Genomic DNA, 21233 nt, shown 5'->3' with positions numbered 1-21233 from the left:
CAAACTCTTCAGTTAAAATCATTTTGAAGTTTTAATCTAAACTTCCAAATCTGGCTCATCAATTTTCTGACTTAAATTTCGCTCAAATAAACTTCGAGTAATTTAAACCAATCAATCAATGAAATATTTTCGATCAATCAATCAGTAAAAATCCACACAAGTTGTTCTTCATAATCTCTTAATGATCTTCTCGATGCTTCGTCAGCATCAAGCTAGGTCGGCTATATTACGCTTTATTTCTAAAGTGTCAACTGGTAATTTAAATTATTTTAAACTTTCTTTCTAAAACCCAACTCAATCATTCTTAACCAAGTCATTGTTTTATCAGAAGTTTTAATCTTCATCACCGCCGATGGATGTGCATTATAGGGCAAATATTTTACCTTGCAAGACTTTTTTCAAAAGAAATATATCGGGTGTTTATTTTTTGTTCATTTTTACTTTTTCTACACACATTTTGAGCAAATTTGCTTTAATACATCGTTTCAATTAACTGTTACTATATACCCATCGGCGATATAACAGCTTTTGCTTACTCAGATTTAAGCGCTAGGATTCTTTATGTATCAACAAAAATATCTTTGGGTGTGCCTTGTTTCTTTAGGATTCATCACCTCAACACATGCGACAACGCCTTCTACTGAAGAAGTTGCTCAAGAAGAAACTACTGAAGTTATTGCGGCAGACTCATCTTCTGAAACTAAAAGTAGTCGTTTGAATGCGCTTAAAGAATTAAAAAATGTAAAAGCCAAAGATTTAAAAGTGAATGCAAATGCTGCACAACCCGATGAAGTCAAAGACCCACTGCAACCTTTAAACCGTCAGATTTATGCATTCAACGATATGTTAGATCGTAATATCGCGCGTCCACTTGCGGTTCAATATACAAAGAAAGTCCCTGGTGAAGTGCGCGGTTCATATCGTCAATTTCGTAAAAACTTGGGCGAACCTTGGAATGCGGTTAACCAATTGATTCAAGGTCGTCCTTTACGTGCCGCAAAAACTTTAGGTCGTTTTAGTTTAAATACGATTACTACTTTAGGCATGGCTGACCCTGCACGTCGTTTAGGTTTAGACACGGAAGAAGAAAAATTTGGTACAACCTTGGGCTACTACGGTGTCCCTTCAGGGCCTTATGTCATGCTACCAATTTACGGCCCAAGTACTTTCCGTGATGGTTTCGGCACACTTGTAGATGGTCAGGCACGTCCACAAAAATACATTTTAGATGGCAATGACCGTTTATATTGGTCGGAGCAAGTTATGCGCGGCCTAGATACGCGCTCGCAACTCCTAGATGTAGAACAAGTATTACAGGGCGATAAATATGCCGCGATTCGGGATATTTACTTGCAACGTAAAAACTTTGAAATTGCGGAAAAGAAAGGACTCGATGCAGATAGTATTTCTTTTGTAGATGATGAAACCGAAGAACTTTTTGATGATCAAGAAGAAATAAACCCGCCTGAAGAAAGCAAAGAATAATTTGTAAAACATTTTACTCAAGGTGAGTTTTTACTTTCCTTGAGTATTCAGGCATTGTTATAGTAACGCTTTGTTTAGGTTCAGGGTCAACACAAAACTCTATGTATTTCATTCAACCCACACGTGATATTCCATATCTAGAACAGGTGCTCGACACACTTCCTAGTGTGCAAATGATTCACATAGATGACATCAGCTTGTATGACCCAACCATTATTGCAATTGCTGATGTGCAAGATTATTTAACCCATCAATGGAATTTACCCACGATTGTATTGGCCTTTGAAGATGAAGGCACAGCATTGGTGCAAGCATGGGAACAAGGCGCTTTAGCAGGTTGGTTGTGGAGTCGTTTACCAGAAAATCCACCGCAAGCTTTACGCAAAATTGACGCACAATATAAACGCAATCAAGACAGCCGTGACTTACCTTCTGCGGCGGAATTACAAAAAAAATTACTGCCCAATCCTATCGAACTGTGCAACTACCGTGTAGATACGTTATTTAAACCTTCGGCTTATTTGTCGGGCGATTGGTTTGATTACTGGAAAATCAGTGATAAAGAAATCATGTTCTATTTAGCCGATGTCTCTGGGCATGGTGTAACTAGTAGTTTACTAACGTCTTGGATGGCTGCATTTCATGGTCGCTCCAAAACACCACGCGAACTGATTAAGAAGCTGAATGGCATGTTGGTTCAAGAAAATATTGAAAAGCATATCACCATGATTAGTGGGATTTTAAATATTGAAACCCACGAACTGCGTTGGTCGAGTGCGGGGCATTATCCACCTGCCATTATTATCGAACCCAATCAAGCACCTAAAATTTTAAATACCAGTAGTTTTCCTTTGGGACTGACTGAAGATTTAGAAGTTGAGGAATTTGAGTGCGTATTAAATAAACAGGCGCGGTTTATTATCTGCTCCGATGGTGCGTTAGAACCTTATAGTGGTGGTTTGAATGAACAGTTTGAACAATTGGTCTTTCACTTGCAAAATCAATCATTCCAAGCCCCCGATCATGTAGCAGATGATATTGCGATCTTGAGTTTGTGTCGAACAAAATAACCAATAAATCAGCCAGTTAACTTCTCAACCCAAGATATACGACTGTAAGCCACTTGAGTCTATATAGTCGCTATGGGATAATTATCTAATCCTTCTCTGCAAATGGCATTTATATGTCAACAGGTCATGTTGAATATGCAAGTTTGAATGGAACGCATATCTTTAAGCTTTTTGGCGAAGTGCGTGCCCAATCTTGTATTAGTCTAGACAAACTACTCAGTAAAATTGAACAGCAATCTAATGTGGTGGGTGCAATTGTAGATTTAACCCAAACTACATTTATTGACAGTACAGTTTTAGGTGTATTGGCTAAGCTAGGCTTAAAACTGAAACAAATCCATAACATTCAAGCAGTTATGCTCTCTACTAATCCAGACATTACTACGCTCGCCAATAGCATGGGCTTAGGACAGGTGTTTGTGATTTTAAATTACTGTGGTGACCCAACTGTCTGCACGCGTGAGCTGGTAGAAGAACACGTCACGCATAGCAATATGCTCACTACGGTATTAGATGCCCATAAAACCCTCATGAAGCTGAATGAAAACAACCAAAATATGTTCGAACCTTTGGTGAAACAGCTACAAAAAGAACAAGATAATCTCGATCAATGTGCTGAGCAAAATCAGCAGAACGCTTGATCTTCACTCAGGAATGCTTTGATGACTTTACTTTCTGTTGCTCAAATGAACTCACAAAATGATATTGAGGAAAACTTCAAAATCATTGAAACATTGATTCAACAAAGTAAAGCCGATGGTGCAGAACTGATCGTTTTTCCAGAAAACTTTGTTTGCTTTGCAGCAGGCAAACAATGCGAAACCGCGGCACAGTTTGAAAGTATTCAACAGCGTTTGGAACAGCTTGCACATCAATATCAAATCTGGATTGTGGCGGGTACATTGCCCTGCCCATATCGCCCTGATGGTTCAACAATTGCAGATGGTCGTGTGCGTACGGTCAGTTTATGTATTAGCCCAGAAAAAACTGAAGCACGTTATGACAAAATTCATTTGTTTGATGTGCAAGTTGGTGACTCTGTTGGTGGTTATCAGGAATCTAAGTTTTTTGAACCCGGTTCTGAAGTCGTTGTGGCGAAAACACCGTTTGGCAACATTGGCTTAATGGTGTGTTATGACTTGCGCTTTCCTGAATTGGCCTTAACTTTACGTGCGCAAGGCGCCAATATTTTAACTGCGCCATCGGCTTTTACTTACACCACAGGTCAAATGCATTGGCAATTGCTCTTGCAGGCGCGTGGCATGGACAGTCAATGTCAGGTTTTAGGTGCAGCCCAACAAGGTTGGCATGGTGAAAAACGTCAGACTTGGGGACATTCAGGCGCTGCCAATTCACGCGGACAGTTATTGTCAATGGTGCAAGACGAAGGTACGCAACTGATTACAGTGCCCTTTGATTTAGATGAACAAAGCAAAATTCGAGAGTCGATGCCGTTAATGCAGCATCGTCGTTTATTGCAATTTTAAAATTGAATTTCAATAAAAAGGGTTGATCAACAATATAGTGATCAACTCTTTGTATTTCTTATCTTAACCTTACTTTTTAGCTATTCAGCCGCTTCATTGGTCACGCGCAGCACTTCTTCCAAAGTGGTTTTACCTGCCAATACCTTACGCAATCCATCTTCACGAATCGAACCTGATTGCTGTCGTGCATAATCTTCCAGTTCATATTCCGCGGCATTGCCATGAATCAAACGGCGCATTGCTTCATCCACAGGGACAATTTCATAAATTGCAGTCCGCCCAGTAAAACCTGTATGTGAGCAATGTTCACAGCCTTTCGGTTGCGGAAGTTTTAAATCGCTTGCATCGGTCACACTTTTAAAGAGTTCTTGTTCAAAGTCATCTGCAGCATGCCATGTGGCGCAGTGCGAACATAAGGTGCGCACTAAACGCTGCGCGATCACCCCAATTAATGAACTTGACAGCAAGAACGGCTCGATTCCCATATCTTTTAAACGGGTGACTGCACCAATAGCCGTATTAGTATGTAGTGTAGATAATACCAAGTGACCCGTTAAAGAGGCCTGCACCGCAATTTCAGCAGTTTCCAAGTCACGAATCTCCCCCACCATCACCACATCTGGGTCTTGGCGCAGCATGGCTTTTAAAGCACGAGCGAAGGTCATATCTACTTTGGTGTTGACCTGTGTTTGCCCAATCCCCTCTAGTTGATATTCAATCGGGTCTTCTGCAGTCAAAATATTTTTAGAGCCATCATTCAGGTCTGACAAAGCCGCATATAAGGTCGTGGTTTTACCCGACCCCGTCGGCCCTGTAACCAAAATAATTCCATGTGGTCGATGTACCAGTTGCTTTAAGCGCTCATAATCATTTTGCATCAGCCCCAAGTGCGTCATGTTTAAACGACCTGCTTGCTTATCCAGCAAACGCATTACCACCCGCTCACCATGCGAAGATGGCAGCGTTGACACACGTACATCGACCTCACGACCTGCTAGTCTGAGCGAAATACGACCATCTTGAGGGATACGTTTTTCGGCAATATCCAGTTTTGCCATGACTTTAATACGTGACACCAATAAAGGCGCAAGTTCACGGCGCGGTTGCACGATTTCACGCAACTGACCATCGACCCGCAAACGGACTGACAGTTTTTTCTCAAAAGATTCGATATGAATATCCGATGCGCCAACCCGAATCGCTTCAGACAGTAAAGCATTGATTAAACGTACAATCGGTGCATCATCTTCCTGATCCATCAGGTCTTCTGCTTCAGGAACTGAATCTGCCAAACTAAGCAAGTCAGGGTGATCTTCCAATCCCGCAGCGACTTGCTGCGACTCGCCTGTATCACCTGCAAAACTGCTGCTTAATAATTGGTGAAATTCCTGATCGCTACAAAGTTGATGCTGTGCAGGATGCCCCAAAAAACGACGCGCCTCCTGAATGGCAAGCATCGGCGTATTTTCACGACGTACAATAAAGGCATGATCGCCCTCATAACGAATTAACACCCCATGGCGTTTGGCAAAGCTATACGGTATTTGTAATTGTTTCAGTACTTGCATCAGCGATTATAATAATGATGAAAAAATTTAATTTGAGTGTACTCTAAGCGTATGACAGCGTGAAGTCTGTTTTCGCTGATTTATCAAGAAAGGGATAGGCCATTGTCACAAAATCATGAGATTTCAGAAACTGATTCGGCTAAATTAAAATGGTGGGGTGATTATGAGTTTGAGCTCAATCGTCCTAAAACGTGGCAATTTGGCTCACTCTTAGTACGTTTGACCCGTGGTATGCAAGAATGGCGTTTGGAATATTATCGCCCGCAGGTTCAATACGATTATGAACAGCAATGGCATAACATTGATGATCCTGAATTTGCCTTTCCACAACCTGTGAAAATTGAACGCTATATGTTCAAATCTACACAAAGTAAATTACAGCTCATGCCTCGTTTGGCAGACCGTTCAGTGGTGATTAAACCTGTCGATCCAATTTATATTCCTGCGGGGCAACGCGGCACCTTGTATATCAGCACACCGTTGTGGATGTCTGCCTTTGTCGATGGTCAACGTGAACCCATTTTTGATTTGCCGATTATTCGCCCGAAAGATACTTGGTTTGGCCCCAATCATCGTACAGGTGAAATTTGCTATGCCACAGCAGTCGATGGCCGTACCGAATTACATCAATTAAAACCACGTGCATTTCGTGCCGTCACGCCGATTGAATTTCACAACACCAGCAATCAACAATTGCGTTTTGACCGAATGAATGTGCCTGTGCCTGCGCTGCCTTTATTTTTCAGCGAAAGTACAGGTCGTTTATGGACTTCACAAATTAAAGTGATGCATGAAGGTTTAGACCGCCCGCCACGAATTCGGATTGAAAATCGCACCCCGCCACATGCAGGTGAAGTGACCTATTTGCAACCACCGCGTGAAACGGCAGGTGCTTTATTTAATATGTTTGATTCATTTTTCTAAGAGGATGTTATGGCAGATTCCAATATTTCCAAAGAAATCACCAACAGCCTCAAAGGAATTTTTACCAGTATCAATACAGATCGTCTGACCGAAATTTTGGTCGCAATTGTATTGTCTTTGATTGGTTTCTTAATTGCACGTTTTGTTTCCAATACTTTTGTACGCACTATTGGCGCACGTTTTAATGCGCATCAACGCTTAGTTTGGCGACGCGGGATTTTTTACTTTATTTTCCTGCTGTTTGTGATGGCGAGCCTGAAAGAAGCAGGCTTTAAACTCAGCGTGTTTTTAGGTGCAGCGGGTATTTTAACCGTGGCTTTGGGTTTTGCCTCACAAACCTCGGCATCCAATTTAATTAGTGGTATGTTCCTGATTGGCGAAGGTTCTTTTGAAGTGGGCGATACCATTCAAATCACCCTGATTCGCGGACACACCATTGAAGGTGAAGTGATCTCAATTGACTTACTTTCAGTTAAATTGCTGACCCAAGACAATATTTATGTGCGTTTACCCAATGAACAATTGATTCGTGCACCCGTGCATAACTTGTCCAAGTTTCCAATCCGACGTGTGCCCATTACCCTCGCGATTAATTTTCACGAAGATATTATTAAAGTGCGTGAAGTGTTGCTCAGTGTCGCCAATCAATATCCGCTCGTGCTGTCTGACCCTAAACCCGCGGTGACAGTTACAGCTTTCCGTGAATCTTCAATTGAATTGTTGTTTGCGGTGTGGTGTCAGCAAGAAAACTTTTTAAAGGTACGTGATGAAATGCAGGAACGTATCCGTAATGGTTTCCTAGACAACCAAATCGAAATTCCTGTACCCAAAATGGGTTTTGTTGATCATCCTTTATCGCGCCCTTTAAATAATGAAGAACTTGATCAATATGCCAATGCCCAAGCACTGAAACGAGAACCTGACTTAAAGTAATCGTTTCAGTCTTCGACACTTTGCCTCTAACTAAACTTGAGGATCTGCTCAAGCTTTGGAAGACGGCGAAGTGTTGTTTTTTGCGAGATCTGGCTCAGGAATTGGGGCGATATATGCAATCAGTAGCATACCTAAACCTGCAGCAAAGAATGACAGCACGCGCATTAAAGTCCCAATATTAGATAAATCTAAAAGCACCAATTTTAAGGTCACAATCACCAAAATACTGCTGCCTAAAATCCACAAGGCACGTAATTGTTTCAGACTGGCAATCCACATGGCGATACAAGCCAAACTCACCCAAAGCAAGGTCAAACTGAGCTGCACAGTGGCATCTTGCCAAACAGCAATTTGGTTGATTGGCGTTCCCAAATACAGATGTAAGGCACGTAATAGCACATAACTACTTAGCCACAGTAAACTCAAGACCATAATTACCGCTGCCAAGCCTTGGTCTAAATGGGTTTTGCGTTGCAGATTCAACATCCACAAAATAGCCACCAACATGGCTATACTGACCAAATCAAATGGATTCAAAATAGGCAGTACATAGCCGTAAAATGCGTGTTCAGTCAACAGTTGTGAACATAGCATCCACATCAACATGAAGATTAAATTGCTACGCGCATACCAAAATTTGCGCCAATCTGAATCTGGTTGTTGCCACCAACACCACGCCGCAAAGAGCAATGGTAAAATCACCACGCTGCTATACGGATGCTGGGGTAACAGCGTTAAACTCGCCATCGCCAAAATGGGTAACAGTCCTAAACTCAGCCATTCTTTGTCGCTGCGGACAGTCCATAAAGGACGCAACCACAACACACTGAGCACGCCTGCAAACAAGGCAAATAGCAGACGTTCAGTACCCGAAACCCAATGTACCGCTCCATCATAGCTACGGCTGAATAATAATCCTGCTGCAGTGAGCGAAACTGGCGTTAGACCTAACCATTTGGGCAATAGCCATGACCATGTCGCTTGACGAGAAAGTAGTACTTCGTTGATAAGTAAATAAATGACCACCACCGCCAAAAGCGTCTGTACGGTTGCAAGTTCTCCATCAAAGTAATCTAAACCTAACCATAGCCATAAACTGGTTGCAGACAACATCATTAAACACAGTACGCTCGTGGTTGCTGTGCTCAGTTGTTGTCTGAAAGCTGCACGGCTGTTGGAAAACACCACAACCGTGGCATAACTTAGGCTCAGTACCCAATAAATACTGCGCTCGAAATAAGGCAACTCTACTAAATAATACAGCCCAGATAAGCCCGCTACGGCAAACAAACCTAGTGCCAAATAACGGCTAATTTTAGAATATTGAATAAAGGCAAAAATAAACACAGCCACGCCTTGTAATGCCCAACCAATGACACTCCATTGTTCAGGCAGTAAAATAGGTGGAACCAACACACTAAAAATCAGCATCAAACTGAAATAACTTTGTGCAATAAATTGTGTCTGCCGATGCTGTTTGGTCAGCCAATACAAACCTGCAAAAACCACCGCAAATAACAAACTAAAGGCTGCCTGCTCTGCTGTTTCTTCAAAATACATCAGATATAAACAGGCATAACCGACAATGGGTGCGCCAAAAATCAAGGCAAGGTCTAAAATAGGTTTCAGCTGAAACGTGGCGACATCTTCCTGTGCCAAAAGCTGACTAAAGCGAAAACCCAACCAAATAAAAATAGCCGCATGCGCCAAAACTAAAAGCGTTAGCACCTGCCGTTCAAAGATATAACCATGATAAAAGGCATAGCTGCCACCCACCACAACCGTCATTAAAAACGCAATTTGATTTAAATATTTCCACGGACGTAAACTACTTAAAATGGCAACCGAAATATTAATCAGCAAATAATAGGCAATAAATTCAATGGCTGTTGCATTACGAACAGGTAAAGTAAACGGTGCGAAATACGCAATCAGCATTGCCATGAGGGCAAGTTCGACTGATTGTTGTTTTAAACTCAGCCAGAGCGTGAGCAACATCACCACAATAAAACACAGACTGGCGATAGCTAAATTTGGAATGACCAAATTGTAATAGGCAAAAAATAAGGTCAGACACAGCCCAGCCAACCCCAAACCTTGCACACCCAAAGCAAAGCTGCGATTTTTGTTGCGTAACAGATAACCGAATACTGTCACTGCTGCACTCACGCCAGCAACGAACAAAAGTTTCACTGCCAAACTAAATTGCCAATGTTCAGTAGCAAAACGTAGCAGTAACACCACGCCTATGAGTAACACTACAATTGCTGCTTTTAATACAGGATTACCATGTATCAGCCATGATTGAGCTTGTTGCAATAAACTGTTACTTGATGAGCGCGACTGAGTTGCAAAAGGTGCAACAGACCTTGAGGATTTGGCTAAATCTGGAGCTGAATATTCTTGATGTAGATACTCTTGGTCTTGATATGGATAAGAAACTTGAGCTGCTTGTTCCCGAACAGAATTCGGCTCGCTCGATAATGTGGAATCAGATTGAATAGCGATGGTTTCAGGTTGAGAAGCGGTTGATATAACACCATCATCCACATTTGCCTTAACTGATGAAAGACTTGCATCAACTTCAGATGTATTGGCTAAAATATGCTCTGCGAATTGCGTTTGAACCTTTTTCTCTTGAGCATTGGTCTTTTGAGGATAGCTCTTTTGAGCATGCGCCTGAAGCTTAGCGGCACTTTGTAATTGCTGTAATTGATACAGTCCTTGCTCCAAACGCTGCAACCATCGCAACAACATAAAAATCCATGCACTTAAAGCAATAGATGTCAGTAAATACCAATCCAGCAATATTCCTAAAAAAGCAATAAAAGCGGCGATATATAAAGGAGTTTTAGAGCTTTGGCGTTGTACTTGTGACTGTGCATCCACAACCTGTTCCAGTGAGTTCTGCACTCGTCCCACAAAAAACATCACGCTGACCACCGCAGCAACTGCACAGATATAACTCAGCATCGGCACACCGAGCCACCATGCGCCAATTGAAATTATGATTAATAGCATGAACCAAATGATTCGAATTTCATTCTGCCCTGTCTGCATTGCTCTTCATTTTATTGATATTGTCATGGCTCCGATCATACAACAGACAGCACGATTCTGAATCAGGATTCATCAGCAATTCGGTAACTGTGCGTCTGCAACACTTGCCTTAAAAATCAGTTTCTGCGACAACTGCAAAAATCACGTACAATAAACTGCTTATTTGCAGAAGGAATCAATCCATGCCACCATTTGTCTTGGTCGATGGCTCATATTTTCTATTTCGTGCCTTTCACGCACTACCACCATTAACCACGTCAACTGGTTTACATACCAATGCTATTCGTGGCGCGATCTCTGCGATTCAAAAGTTGATGCGTCGTACTCAGCCTACTCACATGGCGGTAATTTTTGATACGCCTGAGCCGACTTTCCGTCACGAACTATCGCCAATTTATAAAGGTGACCGCCCAAGTATGCCTGAGGAACTTTCTCAGCAAATTCCATACTTACATGCTTTAATTCGTGCTTTGGGTATTCCACTTTACATGCTACCAGGCGCAGAAGCCGATGATATTATTGGAACTTTAGCCAAACGTGCCGAAGCCGAAGGACAGCAAGTACTGATTTCTACGGGCGATAAAGACATGGCGCAGTTGGTGACTGAAAAAGTTACCCTTGAAGACAGCTTCAAAGAAAAGCCAATGGATATTCAGGCTGTATTTGACAAGTTTGGCGTATGGCCGCATCAAATTATTGATTATCTGACCCTCATGGGTGATGCTTCTGATGGTATTATGGGCGTGCCCGGCATTGGCGCCAAAACTGCTGCAAAACTACTGACCGAATATGGCTCGATTGGTGCGATTTTAGAAAATGTCGATCATATTAAAGGCAAAGTCGGACAAAATATTAAAGACAATGCCGATGGCATCGCGCTAGATCATCAACTCGCCAGCATTGTTTGTGACCTTGATCTGAACTTTGGTTATGCCGATCTAAAACTACAAGACCCTAATGTTGAAGCCTTACGCAATTTATATACCGAGCTAGAATTCCGTAATCAATTACAATCGCTCGATCATCCAAATAATCCAAATAACAGCAATTATAAACAAGCTGCAAAAACAGTCGCCGCACCGACAGCCAATGAAATTGAAACTGAAGATCAAGCCACGCAAAGCAGTGTTGATGATCAACTCGGTGCAGCAACATACCACACCATTTTAGATCAGGCGCATTGGGATGCTTTGCTGCAACGCTTGCAAACTGCACAGCGTTTTGCCTTTGATACAGAAACCACCAGTCTGGATTATCGCGTTGCAGAAATTGTTGGTTTTTCTATCGCGTTCGATGCCAAAGATGCCTATTACGTACCTTTGGCGCATGATTATGAGGGCGCACCACAGCAGCTCAACCGTGATCAGGTTTTGGCACAAATCAAACCTATTTTAGAAAATAATGCGGTGGATAAAATTGGGCATCATTTAAAATATGATGCGCATGTGCTTGAAAATCACGGTATTCATTTACAAGGTTGGTATTTCGATACCATGTTGGCATCTTATGTGCTTAACTCTGTCGCAACCCGTCACGGCATGGATGATGTGGCACGCTTATATTTAAGCCACCTGACCACATCTTATGAGCAAATTGCAGGCAAAGGCGTCAAGCAAAAAACTTTCAATCAAATTGAAATTGAAACGGCTGCGCACTACGCTGCAGAAGATGCGCATGTTACGTATCGTTTATATGAAGTGCTGTCTGCGAAGCTACAAAAGCATCCTGAATTGGTCAATATTTTGCACAACATCGAAATGCCTGTGGCGCGTGTGCTGACCAGTATGGAAGAAAATGGCATTCAGCTTGATCTGAAATTTTTAGATCAATTGGGTGTCGATTTTTCCCAAACCATGCAAGATTTGGAAAACCAAATTGTAGAATTGGCAGGTGAAAACTTTAATGTCAGCTCACCGAAACAAGTGGGCGAAATCCTGTTTGATAAACTCGGACTCAAAGGCGGCAAGAAAACCGCAACAGGTCAATACAGTACCAGTGAAAGTGTTTTGGAAAAAATTGAGCATCCGATCAGTAGTTTAATTTTAGACTACCGTGGTTTATCTAAACTCAAAAGCACCTATACCGATGGCTTACTGAAACAAGCCAACAACGATACGCATCGAGTGCATACCAGTTATCACCAAGCTTTGACTGCAACAGGGCGTTTATCTTCTACTGATCCAAACTTACAAAACATTCCAATTCGTACCGAAATTGGTCGTCAAATTCGTAAAGCCTTTGTCGCACCTGAAGGTCGCGTGTTGTTGGCAGCCGACTACTCGCAAATCGAATTGCGTTTAATGGCACATTTTTCACAAGATGATGCCCTACTCGATGCCTTTAACCATGGACAAGACGTGCACCGCCGTACTGCGGCAGAAGTCTTGGGTATTGCCTTAGAAGACGTAACCTCAGATCAGCGTCGTCAGGCCAAAGCTGTAAACTTCGGTCTGCTCTACGGCATGTCGGAATTTGGCTTAATTCGTCAGCTTGGGTTTACCCGTGAAGAATCACAAAACTACATCAAGCAATACTTCCAGCGTTATCCGGGCATTTATGAATATATGCAACGTACCCGCCAAGTCGCGCTAGAACAAGGTTTTGTAGAAACTATTTTAGGTCGTCGCCTCTATACGCCAGATATTGCTGCACGTAATATGATGGTACGTAAAGCGGCAGAACGTGCGGCAATTAACGCGCCATTACAAGGCTCTGCAGCTGATATTATTAAAATGGCGATGATTGAAGTCGACAAAATGTTACCGCAAGCGCAAGCCAAAATGTTGCTGCAAGTACACGATGAATTGGTATTTGAAGTCGATGCAGATGCGGCAGATGAACTCGCGCCGAAGTTGGCAGAAGTCATGCAATCTGTGGTGGAAATTTCTGTACCATTGGTGGTGGAAGTCGGAAAAGGCAATAACTGGGATGAAGCGCACTAAAGTCGTTGCGCTCTCTTTTTTCAGCACCTTCCTTCGCCTAGAAGGAGGTCAGGATGCAGGTTATTTGTATTTCTGAAGACTCATTAAGGTCGTCAGCCCAAACTTAAACTACAAAAAAAGGACTCGATTTGAGTCCTTTTTAATGTTTTAGGATAATGCGACTTATAAGCCAGTCAGCAATACAATCGCTACCTGATTCATAATAATTTCAGCGATATATAAAGCCAAAAATGCAATAATTGGCGACAAATCAATCATGCCCATGTTCGGCAATAAACGACGAAATGGTGCTAATAACGGCTCTGCCAACTCTTGAATCACCTCAATATACGGGCCACGAGATTGAGTAAACATCACCACCCAACTCAAAATAATGGTGGCAAAAATCAAATAACGACAGAAACGGATTAAATCCTGAATCATGGTCACAAAAGTCAGAATCAGTAAGTGAATTGGACTATTCGGCATCGCACCATTGAGATACATAACACCAAAAATTTTGAGTAGATACAACACCACCAACAAAGCCAAGGCTGCAGAGTTAACTCGACCTTTGCCAAGCGTTGGAAAAATACGTCCAAATACATCTACAATTTTGGTGGCTTTAATGGTTGAAAGCACCACAGGGTTATAAGGACTCACCGCTGCCAATTGCATTAAGAAACGGAAGAATACGAGCAAAATCGCTACGTTAATGATAATGCCAAAAATTAGCGCAGAATTTGCACCCATACTTAAACTTTCCTAAAATTTAAATTCATTGTTTTTCAATAATTAAATACTATCACTCAACTCTTGCGCTAATTCTTGACTACGCGTTTTAGCAGCAGCCAATGCCGCCTGAATATTTTGTGAAATTTGCGCATGATCAAACACTTCAATTGCCGCTTGGGTCGTGCCATTTGGTGAAGTTACATTTTTGCGTAATTCTGCAGGTGTATTCGAGCTGGTAATTGCCATTTGTGCTGCACCCAAAGCAGTTTGTAACGTCAGTGCTGTCGCCACTTTTTCATCTAAACCTAAGTTCTTGCCTGCACGAATCATACTTTCCATCAAATAGAAGAAATATGCTGGCCCTGAACCAGATACTGCAGTCACAGCATCAATTTGCGCCTCAGAGTTTACCCAAATAGTTAAACCTGTCGCTGCCAAAACCTGACTTGCCAATTCACGGTCAGTGCTATTGACCTGTTCGGTTGCATACAAACCATGTGCACCTGTTTGCACCAAAGCAGGCGTATTTGGCATTACCCGCACTACACGTTCTGTACGTAATAACTCAGAAATCGTGGCAATTTCTGCGCCCGCAACAATCGAAATCACCAGTTTATCTTCAAACTGACCGTGCAATGGACGCAATACTTGTGCCAAAACCTGTGGTTTGACTGCAAATACCACAATATCTGCATCTGCAATCGCGGCCAAATTATCCTCAGTGACATGCACATCTTTTTCTTTTAATAATTCACGCACTTGTTCTACAGGGTCTGAAACTGTAATACGGGTTGGCGGCAAACCTCTGGCAATCAAACCACCAATCAAGGCTTGCGCCATGTTGCCACCGCCAATGAAACTAATATTACAATTCAATACTGCACTCATGATTCACGCTCTTCGTTGAGTTCTTTGTCGTTAAGAGACTAAATTCGGTTGCCATCCATCTGCGACACAATAGTCCGACTGTGCAAGCCAAAAGCCTTTGGGGCTAAAAACGCCTAGCATAACATTATCTAGGCTTAATATTTGAATTGTATGACGCGTCCACGGAAAAATTTGTGCTTCCTGAATGGCTTTTTTCAGTGGCCATGTGCCCACCCGACCATACAAATGAATTTTTTCACCACCCAAACGTGGCCGTAAAGTTAACGGACGATTCAGCAAAGTTGCAGATAAACCGACTTTGGCTTGTTGCAGTTGATAACAGCCAGACCACACTTGAAAAGTCTGATCTGCCTGCAAACATAACACTTGTTCTTCTGCCTCAAAATGTTCTGCAGCTAAATACTCCGCTTTCGGCAAACGAAATAATTGTTGCTGATAACGCAGATAATAATAATCCTGACAATGTAATGCCGCTTGTGCATCGGCTTTGGCTTGAATCACCTCACGTTGCAAGCGTTCGACCATATCAAAACTTGGGCGATATTGTGCCTGTCCTTTCATCCATGCCGATAATAGCTGACGTTGCCGTGACAAAGACAATTGTTGTAACTGAATTAAATTCAACTGCGAGTCTGTGCCACATGCAGCTAAATCCTGCGCCAAAACTTCTGCCAAAATGTTTTCAGTATCTTGCATCAAGTTTGCAGTACGCGTCACAGCTTGCTGCATTTTAGGAAAACGCTGTTGCACGACAGGCCACAATATTTCTCTTGCCCAAGCTCGGTCATAATGCACATCCTGATTGCTTGGGTCTTGCACATAATCGAGCTTTAATTCAGCACTCCATTGGCAAATCTGCTCACGCGAAATATCCAATAACGGACGCCAAATACTGATGTCATCACGCACATCGACAGCTTGCATGGCAGCAAGTCCTTGCACACCTGCGCCTGAAAACAAACGCAGCAATACGGTTTCTGCCTGATCTTGCTGATGATGCGCCAATACTAGAACTTCGTTGCTATCTAAGTGCTGCATATAGGCCTGATAACGCGCCTGACGTGCCTGATTTTCTAAATTACCCTCAGACACACTGACTTTTTGCAGCACACACGGCACATTTAAATTTTGGCAGGTGGCTTGCACCAATGTGCCCCACGCTGCGCTTGGACTTTGCAATTGGTGATCAATATAAATCGCGCGTACTTTTTCAGGGCACAAAAACGACAAAAGATGCAGTAGCAGCATGGAATCCATGCCGCCACTACATCCGATTAAAAATTTTGTCTGTGCAGAAAAAGCCTGTAATTGGCTTAAGACGCTAGACCTAAATTGTCGCTGCCAAACTTCATTAAACGCTGGTAACGTTCTTCGCATCGTTGTGTTGCATCCATCGCTTGCAATTCATCCAAAGCTTCTTTTAACACATTTTTCAGACTGTGCATGACTTGTTCAGGGTTTAAATGCGCACCCTCACCTTCATCAACCACGTATTCTACAATACCAATCTTTTGCAGTTTTTCTGCAGTCAATGCCAATGCTTCACTGGCTTGTTCGGCTTTTTCTGCAGTTTTCCACAGAATAGACGCACAACCTTCTGGTGAAATAACAGAGTAAATACTGTGTGACAACATTACCACACGGTCAGCCACGCCAATACCCAACGCACCGCCTGAACCACCTTCGCCCAATACTGTAGCAATTACAGGTACTTTTAAGTTCGACAATTGCGCTAAGCTGGTCGCAATCGCTTCTGCCTGACCACGTTCCTCTGCACCTACACCTGGGTATGCACCCATCGTATCAACAAAAGTGAAAACTGGCAGATTAAAACGCTCTGCCATATCCATAAGACGCTGTGCCTTACGGTAGCCTTCTGGATTACACATCCCGAAGTTGTGTTGTAATTTTTCGCGGGTACTGCGACCACGATGTTGACCTATCACCATGACAGGCTGACCATCAAAGCGTGCCAATCCACCGATCATTGCACCATCATCACCAAATAAACGATCGCCATGTAAGGCATCAAATTCAGTGAAAATTTCACCCACATAGTCTAGAAATTGCGGACGTTCAGGATGACGTGCAATTTGCACGGTTTTCCATGCTTTAGATTGAGCAGCTTTTTTCATAAGTCGACTGTTATCCCTAAATTAACCAAATCTTAATCGACAAATTGTTCCGACTGAATATTCAATTCAATGTCCCAATTCTTGAATTGCACTTGTTCATCGTGCAATTCAGCGACAAGCAATGGCCATTGTTTGGCATCACCCGACACGCTGAGCTGCCATTGTTGCGCATTGCGGATGCTTAATTCAATGGCAGGAAGCATCGCATCGCTACGACTTGCGTTGACCAAAACTGCAAGGCGAAGCAACAAACTTAAGTAAACAATTTTATTGCCACCCGCTTTCAGTGCTTCTGTTTTCGCGTCTTGGCGCAACTTTCGACGATGGTTGCCGACCAAATGCGAGAGATAGTTTTGGTCAATTTGTGAGAAACCGGGAATGTCCGAATGTTGCAATAAATATGCACCGTGACGATGATAACTGCTGTGACTGATGGCTAAACCAATTTCATGTAGGTACGCAGCACGACGCAATAAGTCACTATCTTCGTTATTTAATTTTAATGATTCTGCCACGCTGTCAAATAAATGTTGCGCAGTTTTCACCACACGTCCAGCCTGTTTCGGGTCTGAGTTATAACGCCCCATCAAGGCCTGTACACTGCGATCACGAATGTCTTCATGCTGGAAACGTCCCAACAAGTCATACATTACGCCTTCACGCAAAGCCCCATCGGAATACACCAGTTTATCGATATCTAATACATCAAATACCGCATATAAAATTGCCAAACCTGCTGGCAAAACTGCTCGACGGTCTTCTTTTAGACCATCAAATTCCATTTCTGATACGTGTTTAAACTTGAGCAAACGGTCTTTGAGTTTTTCTAAACCTTCACGAGTCAGATTTTCCTGCTCATTGCTCCAGCCCATATTTACCGTAATTTGACGACAGGCTTTAATGGTACCGCTCGAACCTGCAACGGTATCCCAACCTGCTTCTTTATAAGTATTGGCAATCGAATACAGTTCTTTACGCGCTGCAACCACTGCTTTTTCAAAACTGCTCTTGCTAATTTCACCATCGGCAAAATAGGCTTTGGTATAGGCCACACAGCCCATTTGTAAAGATTCGGTATGAATTGGCTCAAATTCTTCGCCAATAATCAACTCTGTCGAACCACCGCCAATGTCAATTACCAAACGACGACCACTATTTGCCATCGTGTGCGATACGCCTAAATAAATTAAACGGGCTTCTTCACGCCCTGCAATAATTTCAATAGGTTTAGGCAAAATTTCTGCGGCTTTTTGAATAAATTCATGTCCATTTTTGGCCTGACGCAATGCGTTGGTTGCCACAATACGCAAACGATTTGACTGCACCGCAGTTAAACGTCCTACAAAACGCGCCAAACATGCCAAACCACGTTGTTGAGCAGCTTCGGTCAAATTCTTATTTTCATCTAAACCTGCGGCCAACTGTACTTTTTCTGACATTGATGCCACTTTTTTTACTTCACCATGATCCACCCGTGCAATTGCCAAGTGAAAACTATTCGACCCCATATCGATGGCTGCGAGTAACTCTTCATCAATTAAAAAATCAGACATTCTTCAAACAAACCTAGACAGAATTGTGCCTAGAGTAATTCACATACACCTAATTTAAAAGCCATTTATCAGCACAATTTGACGACTATTTAAATTTTCTGCATATATGACAATTGTGTTACAGAATTCGCATTTTCGTTTAGCGTTATCGTCACGATCAATTAGACAAATTTGTATTTTGAATGGAAAATCCACAGATTCCCCTACTTTGTTCAAGATGGCTATGTAATACTAACTAAAGCTATCTTAAAAATTATTTGGAGCGTAATCCATGTCTGGCAACATCGTAAACACCACTGATGCAAACTTCGAAGCAGATGTTCTTCAATCGGATACTCCTGTATTGGTTGACTTCTGGGCTGGCTGGTGTGCGCCATGTAAAGCAATTGCACCTGTACTTGAAGTACTTGCAGACGAATACCAAGGCAAAGTTAAAATTGTAAAAGTTGATGTAACCTCTTGCGAACAAACTGCAGTGAACTACAACATCCGTAATATTCCAGCATTATTGATGTTCAAAAATGGTGAAGTGGTTGCACAGCAAGTCGGTGCAGCACCTAAATCTAAATTGACTGCGTTTATTGACGAAAATATCTAAGTCGATTGATCCATCGTCTATTTATAGAGATGATGAAAAAAAATACGCCACGCATTGGCGTATTTTTTTTGCCTACAAATTGACAAGTAGACGTTTCTCTCTTATATTGCATGCTCAGGAAACGCAGGATCTTTCATCCTCTTTCTGAAAAGACACAACACAAAAATGCCGCTCGGCAACAGAAATTGTTTTTCACATTTTTCAATCAAACAATGAATCAGTGCTCTGAATCGTTATTGTGCAAATACAATTGCTTTCATTTTATTGTATGAATGCGGCTAAATGTTGCTCCCTCTCTAACCTGTACCCCAGAATTTTAATTCTATCAGAACCTCTATGAATTTAACCGAACTCAAGAAAAAACCGATTGGCGAACTCATCAAGATTGCCGAGTTTATGGGCCTTGAAGGAATGGCGCGTAACCGCAAGCAAGACATTATTTTTGCCATCTTAAAGCGCCATGCCATGAATGGTGAAGAGATTTTTGGTGATGGCGTTCTAGAAATTCTCTCTGATGGTTTTGGTTTCTTACGCTCAGCTGCAGGTTCATACCTTGCTGGCCCAGATGATATTTATGTCAGCCCTTCGCAAATTCGTCGCTTTAACCTGCGCACGGGTGACACCATTACAGGTACGATTCGTCCACCAAAAGAAGGCGAACGTTATTTTGCTTTGCTCAAAGTCAATCAAATTAACTATGACACCCCTGAAAATTCACGTAATAAAATCTTATTTGAAAACTTAACCCCGCTTTTCCCAACAGAACAGTTGGTGATGGAGTTAGGTAATGGAACAACTGAAGACTTAACTGCACGTGTGGTAGATTTGGTTGCGCCAATTGGTAAAGGTCAGCGTTCAATTATTGTGGCTCCGCCTAAAGCGGGTAAAACCATGTTGCTACAAAACATCGCTCAGTCGATTGTTCGTAACAACCCAGAAGTGTTCTTGATTGTACTTCTCATTGATGAACGCCCTGAAGAAGTGACTGAAATGGAACGCACCGTGCGCGGTGAAGTGATTGCATCAACATTTGATGAGTCACCTGCTCGTCACGTTCAAGTTGCAGAAATGGTCATTGAAAAAGCCAAGCGTTTAGTTGAACATAAAAAAGACGTGGTGATTTTACTGGATTCGATTACCCGTTTGGCACGCGCCTACAACACTGTCGTACCTTCTTCAGGCAAGGTTTTAACAGGTGGTGTTGATGCGCACGCTTTAGAACGTCCAAAACGCTTCTTTGGTGCTGCACGTAATATTGAAGAAGGTGGTTCTCTAACCATTATTTCAACTGCACTGATTGAAACTGGCAGTAAAATGGATGAGGTGATTTACGAAGAGTTTAAAGGTACAGGCAACCAAGAGATTACCTTAGACCGTCGTATTGCAGAAAAACGTGTTTTCCCTGCCATGAACATCAAAAAATCAGGTACACGTCGTGAAGAGCGCTTAATGAGTGAAGATAATTTGCGTAAAGTTTGGATTTTGCGTAAATTGTTACACACTCAAGATGAATTGGCAGCAATGGAATTCTTGCTTGATCGCATGAAAGAAACCAAAACTAATGACGACTTCTTTGATCAAATGAAACGTAAAGCAGCCAATTAAACGGCTATAAATATTAGAACACCTAAAAAAGTCATCTTAAAACGATGGCTTTTTTATTTGGTTGACAAAATTTACATAAAGACACAATTGCACGCGGTATATGTAAACTTATTTTTAAGTAAATGATTATAAAAAAATATTTATTAAAAACCTTTTAGTTTTTAGCCAGTTACCGTGCAACTCTCCAATCTAAAATGCCAAATTAATTGTTATTTTCTGTTAAAAAAGCACGTATTTTTCGCGTTTTTTTGCCTTTTTTTCAATCAACCTA

16 protein-coding genes are annotated in these 21233 nt (G+C 42.1%); 9 read left to right on the top strand and 7 right to left on the bottom strand.

All coding sequences use genetic code 11. The features are described from left to right. Nucleotides 1-561 precede the first annotated feature (561 nt). From FTT70_RS07790 to FTT70_RS07775, 4 genes are all read left to right on the top strand, one after another. Nucleotides 562-1485 (top strand): VacJ family lipoprotein, encoded by a 924-nt coding sequence (locus FTT70_RS07790; protein ID WP_180095231.1) that lies wholly within the window; start codon nucleotides 562-564, stop codon nucleotides 1483-1485. Nucleotides 1486-1586: 101 nt separating this feature from the next. Beyond that, on the top strand, nucleotides 1587-2555 hold the full coding sequence (gene gigA, locus FTT70_RS07785) for an RsbU family protein phosphatase GigA (protein ID WP_096902424.1): 969 nt from the start codon (nucleotides 1587-1589) through the stop codon (nucleotides 2553-2555). A gap of 113 nt (nucleotides 2556-2668) precedes the next feature. Further along, a complete protein-coding gene (gene gigB, locus FTT70_RS07780) occupies nucleotides 2669-3196 on the top strand; it encodes an anti-anti-sigma factor GigB (protein ID WP_004975187.1) in 528 nt (175 codons plus the stop codon). A 21-nt stretch (nucleotides 3197-3217) separates the two neighbouring features. Beyond that, nucleotides 3218-4042 carry a carbon-nitrogen hydrolase family protein gene (locus tag FTT70_RS07775; RefSeq protein ID WP_004975186.1) on the top strand — a complete coding sequence of 275 codons (825 nt, stop codon included), beginning with the start codon at nucleotides 3218-3220 and terminating at the stop codon, nucleotides 4040-4042. An 80-nt stretch (nucleotides 4043-4122) separates the two neighbouring features. Here FTT70_RS07775 and gspE read toward each other — a convergent pair whose 3' ends face one another. Then, on the bottom strand, nucleotides 4123-5610 hold the full coding sequence (gene gspE / locus FTT70_RS07770; protein WP_004975184.1) for a type II secretion system ATPase GspE: 1488 nt from the start codon (nucleotides 5608-5610) through the stop codon (nucleotides 4123-4125). Nucleotides 5611-5712: 102 nt separating this feature from the next. Between gspE and FTT70_RS07765 the strand changes: the two genes are divergently transcribed. After that, the gene (locus tag FTT70_RS07765; RefSeq protein ID WP_004975182.1) at nucleotides 5713-6534 is read left to right on the top strand and encodes a hypothetical protein; all 822 of its coding nucleotides are present in this window, start codon (nucleotides 5713-5715) and stop codon (nucleotides 6532-6534) included. A gap of 9 nt (nucleotides 6535-6543) precedes the next feature. After that, nucleotides 6544-7467: a mechanosensitive ion channel family protein gene (locus FTT70_RS07760; RefSeq protein ID WP_096902425.1), complete on the top strand. Its 924-nt coding sequence runs from the start codon at nucleotides 6544-6546 to the stop codon at nucleotides 7465-7467. Between the two features lie 48 nt (nucleotides 7468-7515). On the opposite strand, the gene FTT70_RS07755 is transcribed toward FTT70_RS07760, so the two are convergent. Then, on the bottom strand, nucleotides 7516-10527 hold the full coding sequence (locus FTT70_RS07755) for a DUF2339 domain-containing protein (protein WP_180168470.1): 3012 nt from the start codon (nucleotides 10525-10527) through the stop codon (nucleotides 7516-7518). 182 nt (nucleotides 10528-10709) lie between these two features. Here FTT70_RS07755 and polA point away from each other — a divergent pair, with 182 nt between their 5' ends. Continuing rightward, nucleotides 10710-13469 carry a DNA polymerase I gene (polA, locus tag FTT70_RS07750; protein ID WP_004975176.1) on the top strand — a complete coding sequence of 920 codons (2760 nt, stop codon included), beginning with the start codon at nucleotides 10710-10712 and terminating at the stop codon, nucleotides 13467-13469. Between the two features lie 162 nt (nucleotides 13470-13631). Here the strand turns inward: polA and FTT70_RS07745 are convergent, their stop codons facing one another. Genes FTT70_RS07745 through ppx form a run of 5 tightly spaced genes read right to left on the bottom strand, consistent with a single transcriptional unit; the run spans nucleotide 13632 to nucleotide 18759 of the window. Next, complete coding sequence (locus FTT70_RS07745; RefSeq protein WP_180168469.1) at nucleotides 13632-14201, bottom strand: YggT family protein; 570 nt, start codon at nucleotides 14199-14201, stop codon at nucleotides 13632-13634. Nucleotides 14202-14243: 42 nt separating this feature from the next. Then, the gene (gene proC, locus FTT70_RS07740; RefSeq protein ID WP_096902428.1) at nucleotides 14244-15071 is read right to left on the bottom strand and encodes a pyrroline-5-carboxylate reductase; all 828 of its coding nucleotides are present in this window, start codon (nucleotides 15069-15071) and stop codon (nucleotides 14244-14246) included. A gap of 30 nt (nucleotides 15072-15101) precedes the next feature. Then, on the bottom strand, nucleotides 15102-16448 hold the full coding sequence (tilS, locus tag FTT70_RS07735) for a tRNA lysidine(34) synthetase TilS (protein ID WP_104852453.1): 1347 nt from the start codon (nucleotides 16446-16448) through the stop codon (nucleotides 15102-15104). Beyond that, complete coding sequence (locus FTT70_RS07730) at nucleotides 16385-17206, bottom strand: acetyl-CoA carboxylase carboxyltransferase subunit alpha (protein ID WP_004975170.1); 822 nt, start codon at nucleotides 17204-17206, stop codon at nucleotides 16385-16387. The genes tilS and FTT70_RS07730 overlap by 64 nt, the downstream gene beginning before the upstream one ends. Nucleotides 17207-17238: 32 nt before the next feature. Beyond that, nucleotides 17239-18759, bottom strand: a complete 1521-nt coding sequence (gene ppx / locus FTT70_RS07725) for an exopolyphosphatase (protein ID WP_004975167.1) — start codon at nucleotides 18757-18759, stop codon at nucleotides 17239-17241. A 271-nt stretch (nucleotides 18760-19030) separates the two neighbouring features. Between ppx and trxA the strand changes: the two genes are divergently transcribed. Further along, on the top strand, nucleotides 19031-19357 hold the full coding sequence (gene trxA / locus FTT70_RS07720) for a thioredoxin (RefSeq protein WP_004975164.1): 327 nt from the start codon (nucleotides 19031-19033) through the stop codon (nucleotides 19355-19357). 336 nt (nucleotides 19358-19693) lie between these two features. Then, nucleotides 19694-20962: a transcription termination factor Rho gene (gene rho / locus FTT70_RS07715; protein ID WP_004975162.1), complete on the top strand. Its 1269-nt coding sequence runs from the start codon at nucleotides 19694-19696 to the stop codon at nucleotides 20960-20962. Nucleotides 20963-21233 lie beyond the last annotated feature (271 nt).

It is taken from the genome of Acinetobacter sp. YH01003, from assembly GCF_013420525.1.
Lineage (GTDB): Bacteria > Pseudomonadota > Gammaproteobacteria > Pseudomonadales > Moraxellaceae > Acinetobacter > Acinetobacter towneri.
This window is presented reverse-complemented; position numbering and strand designations above follow the sequence as displayed.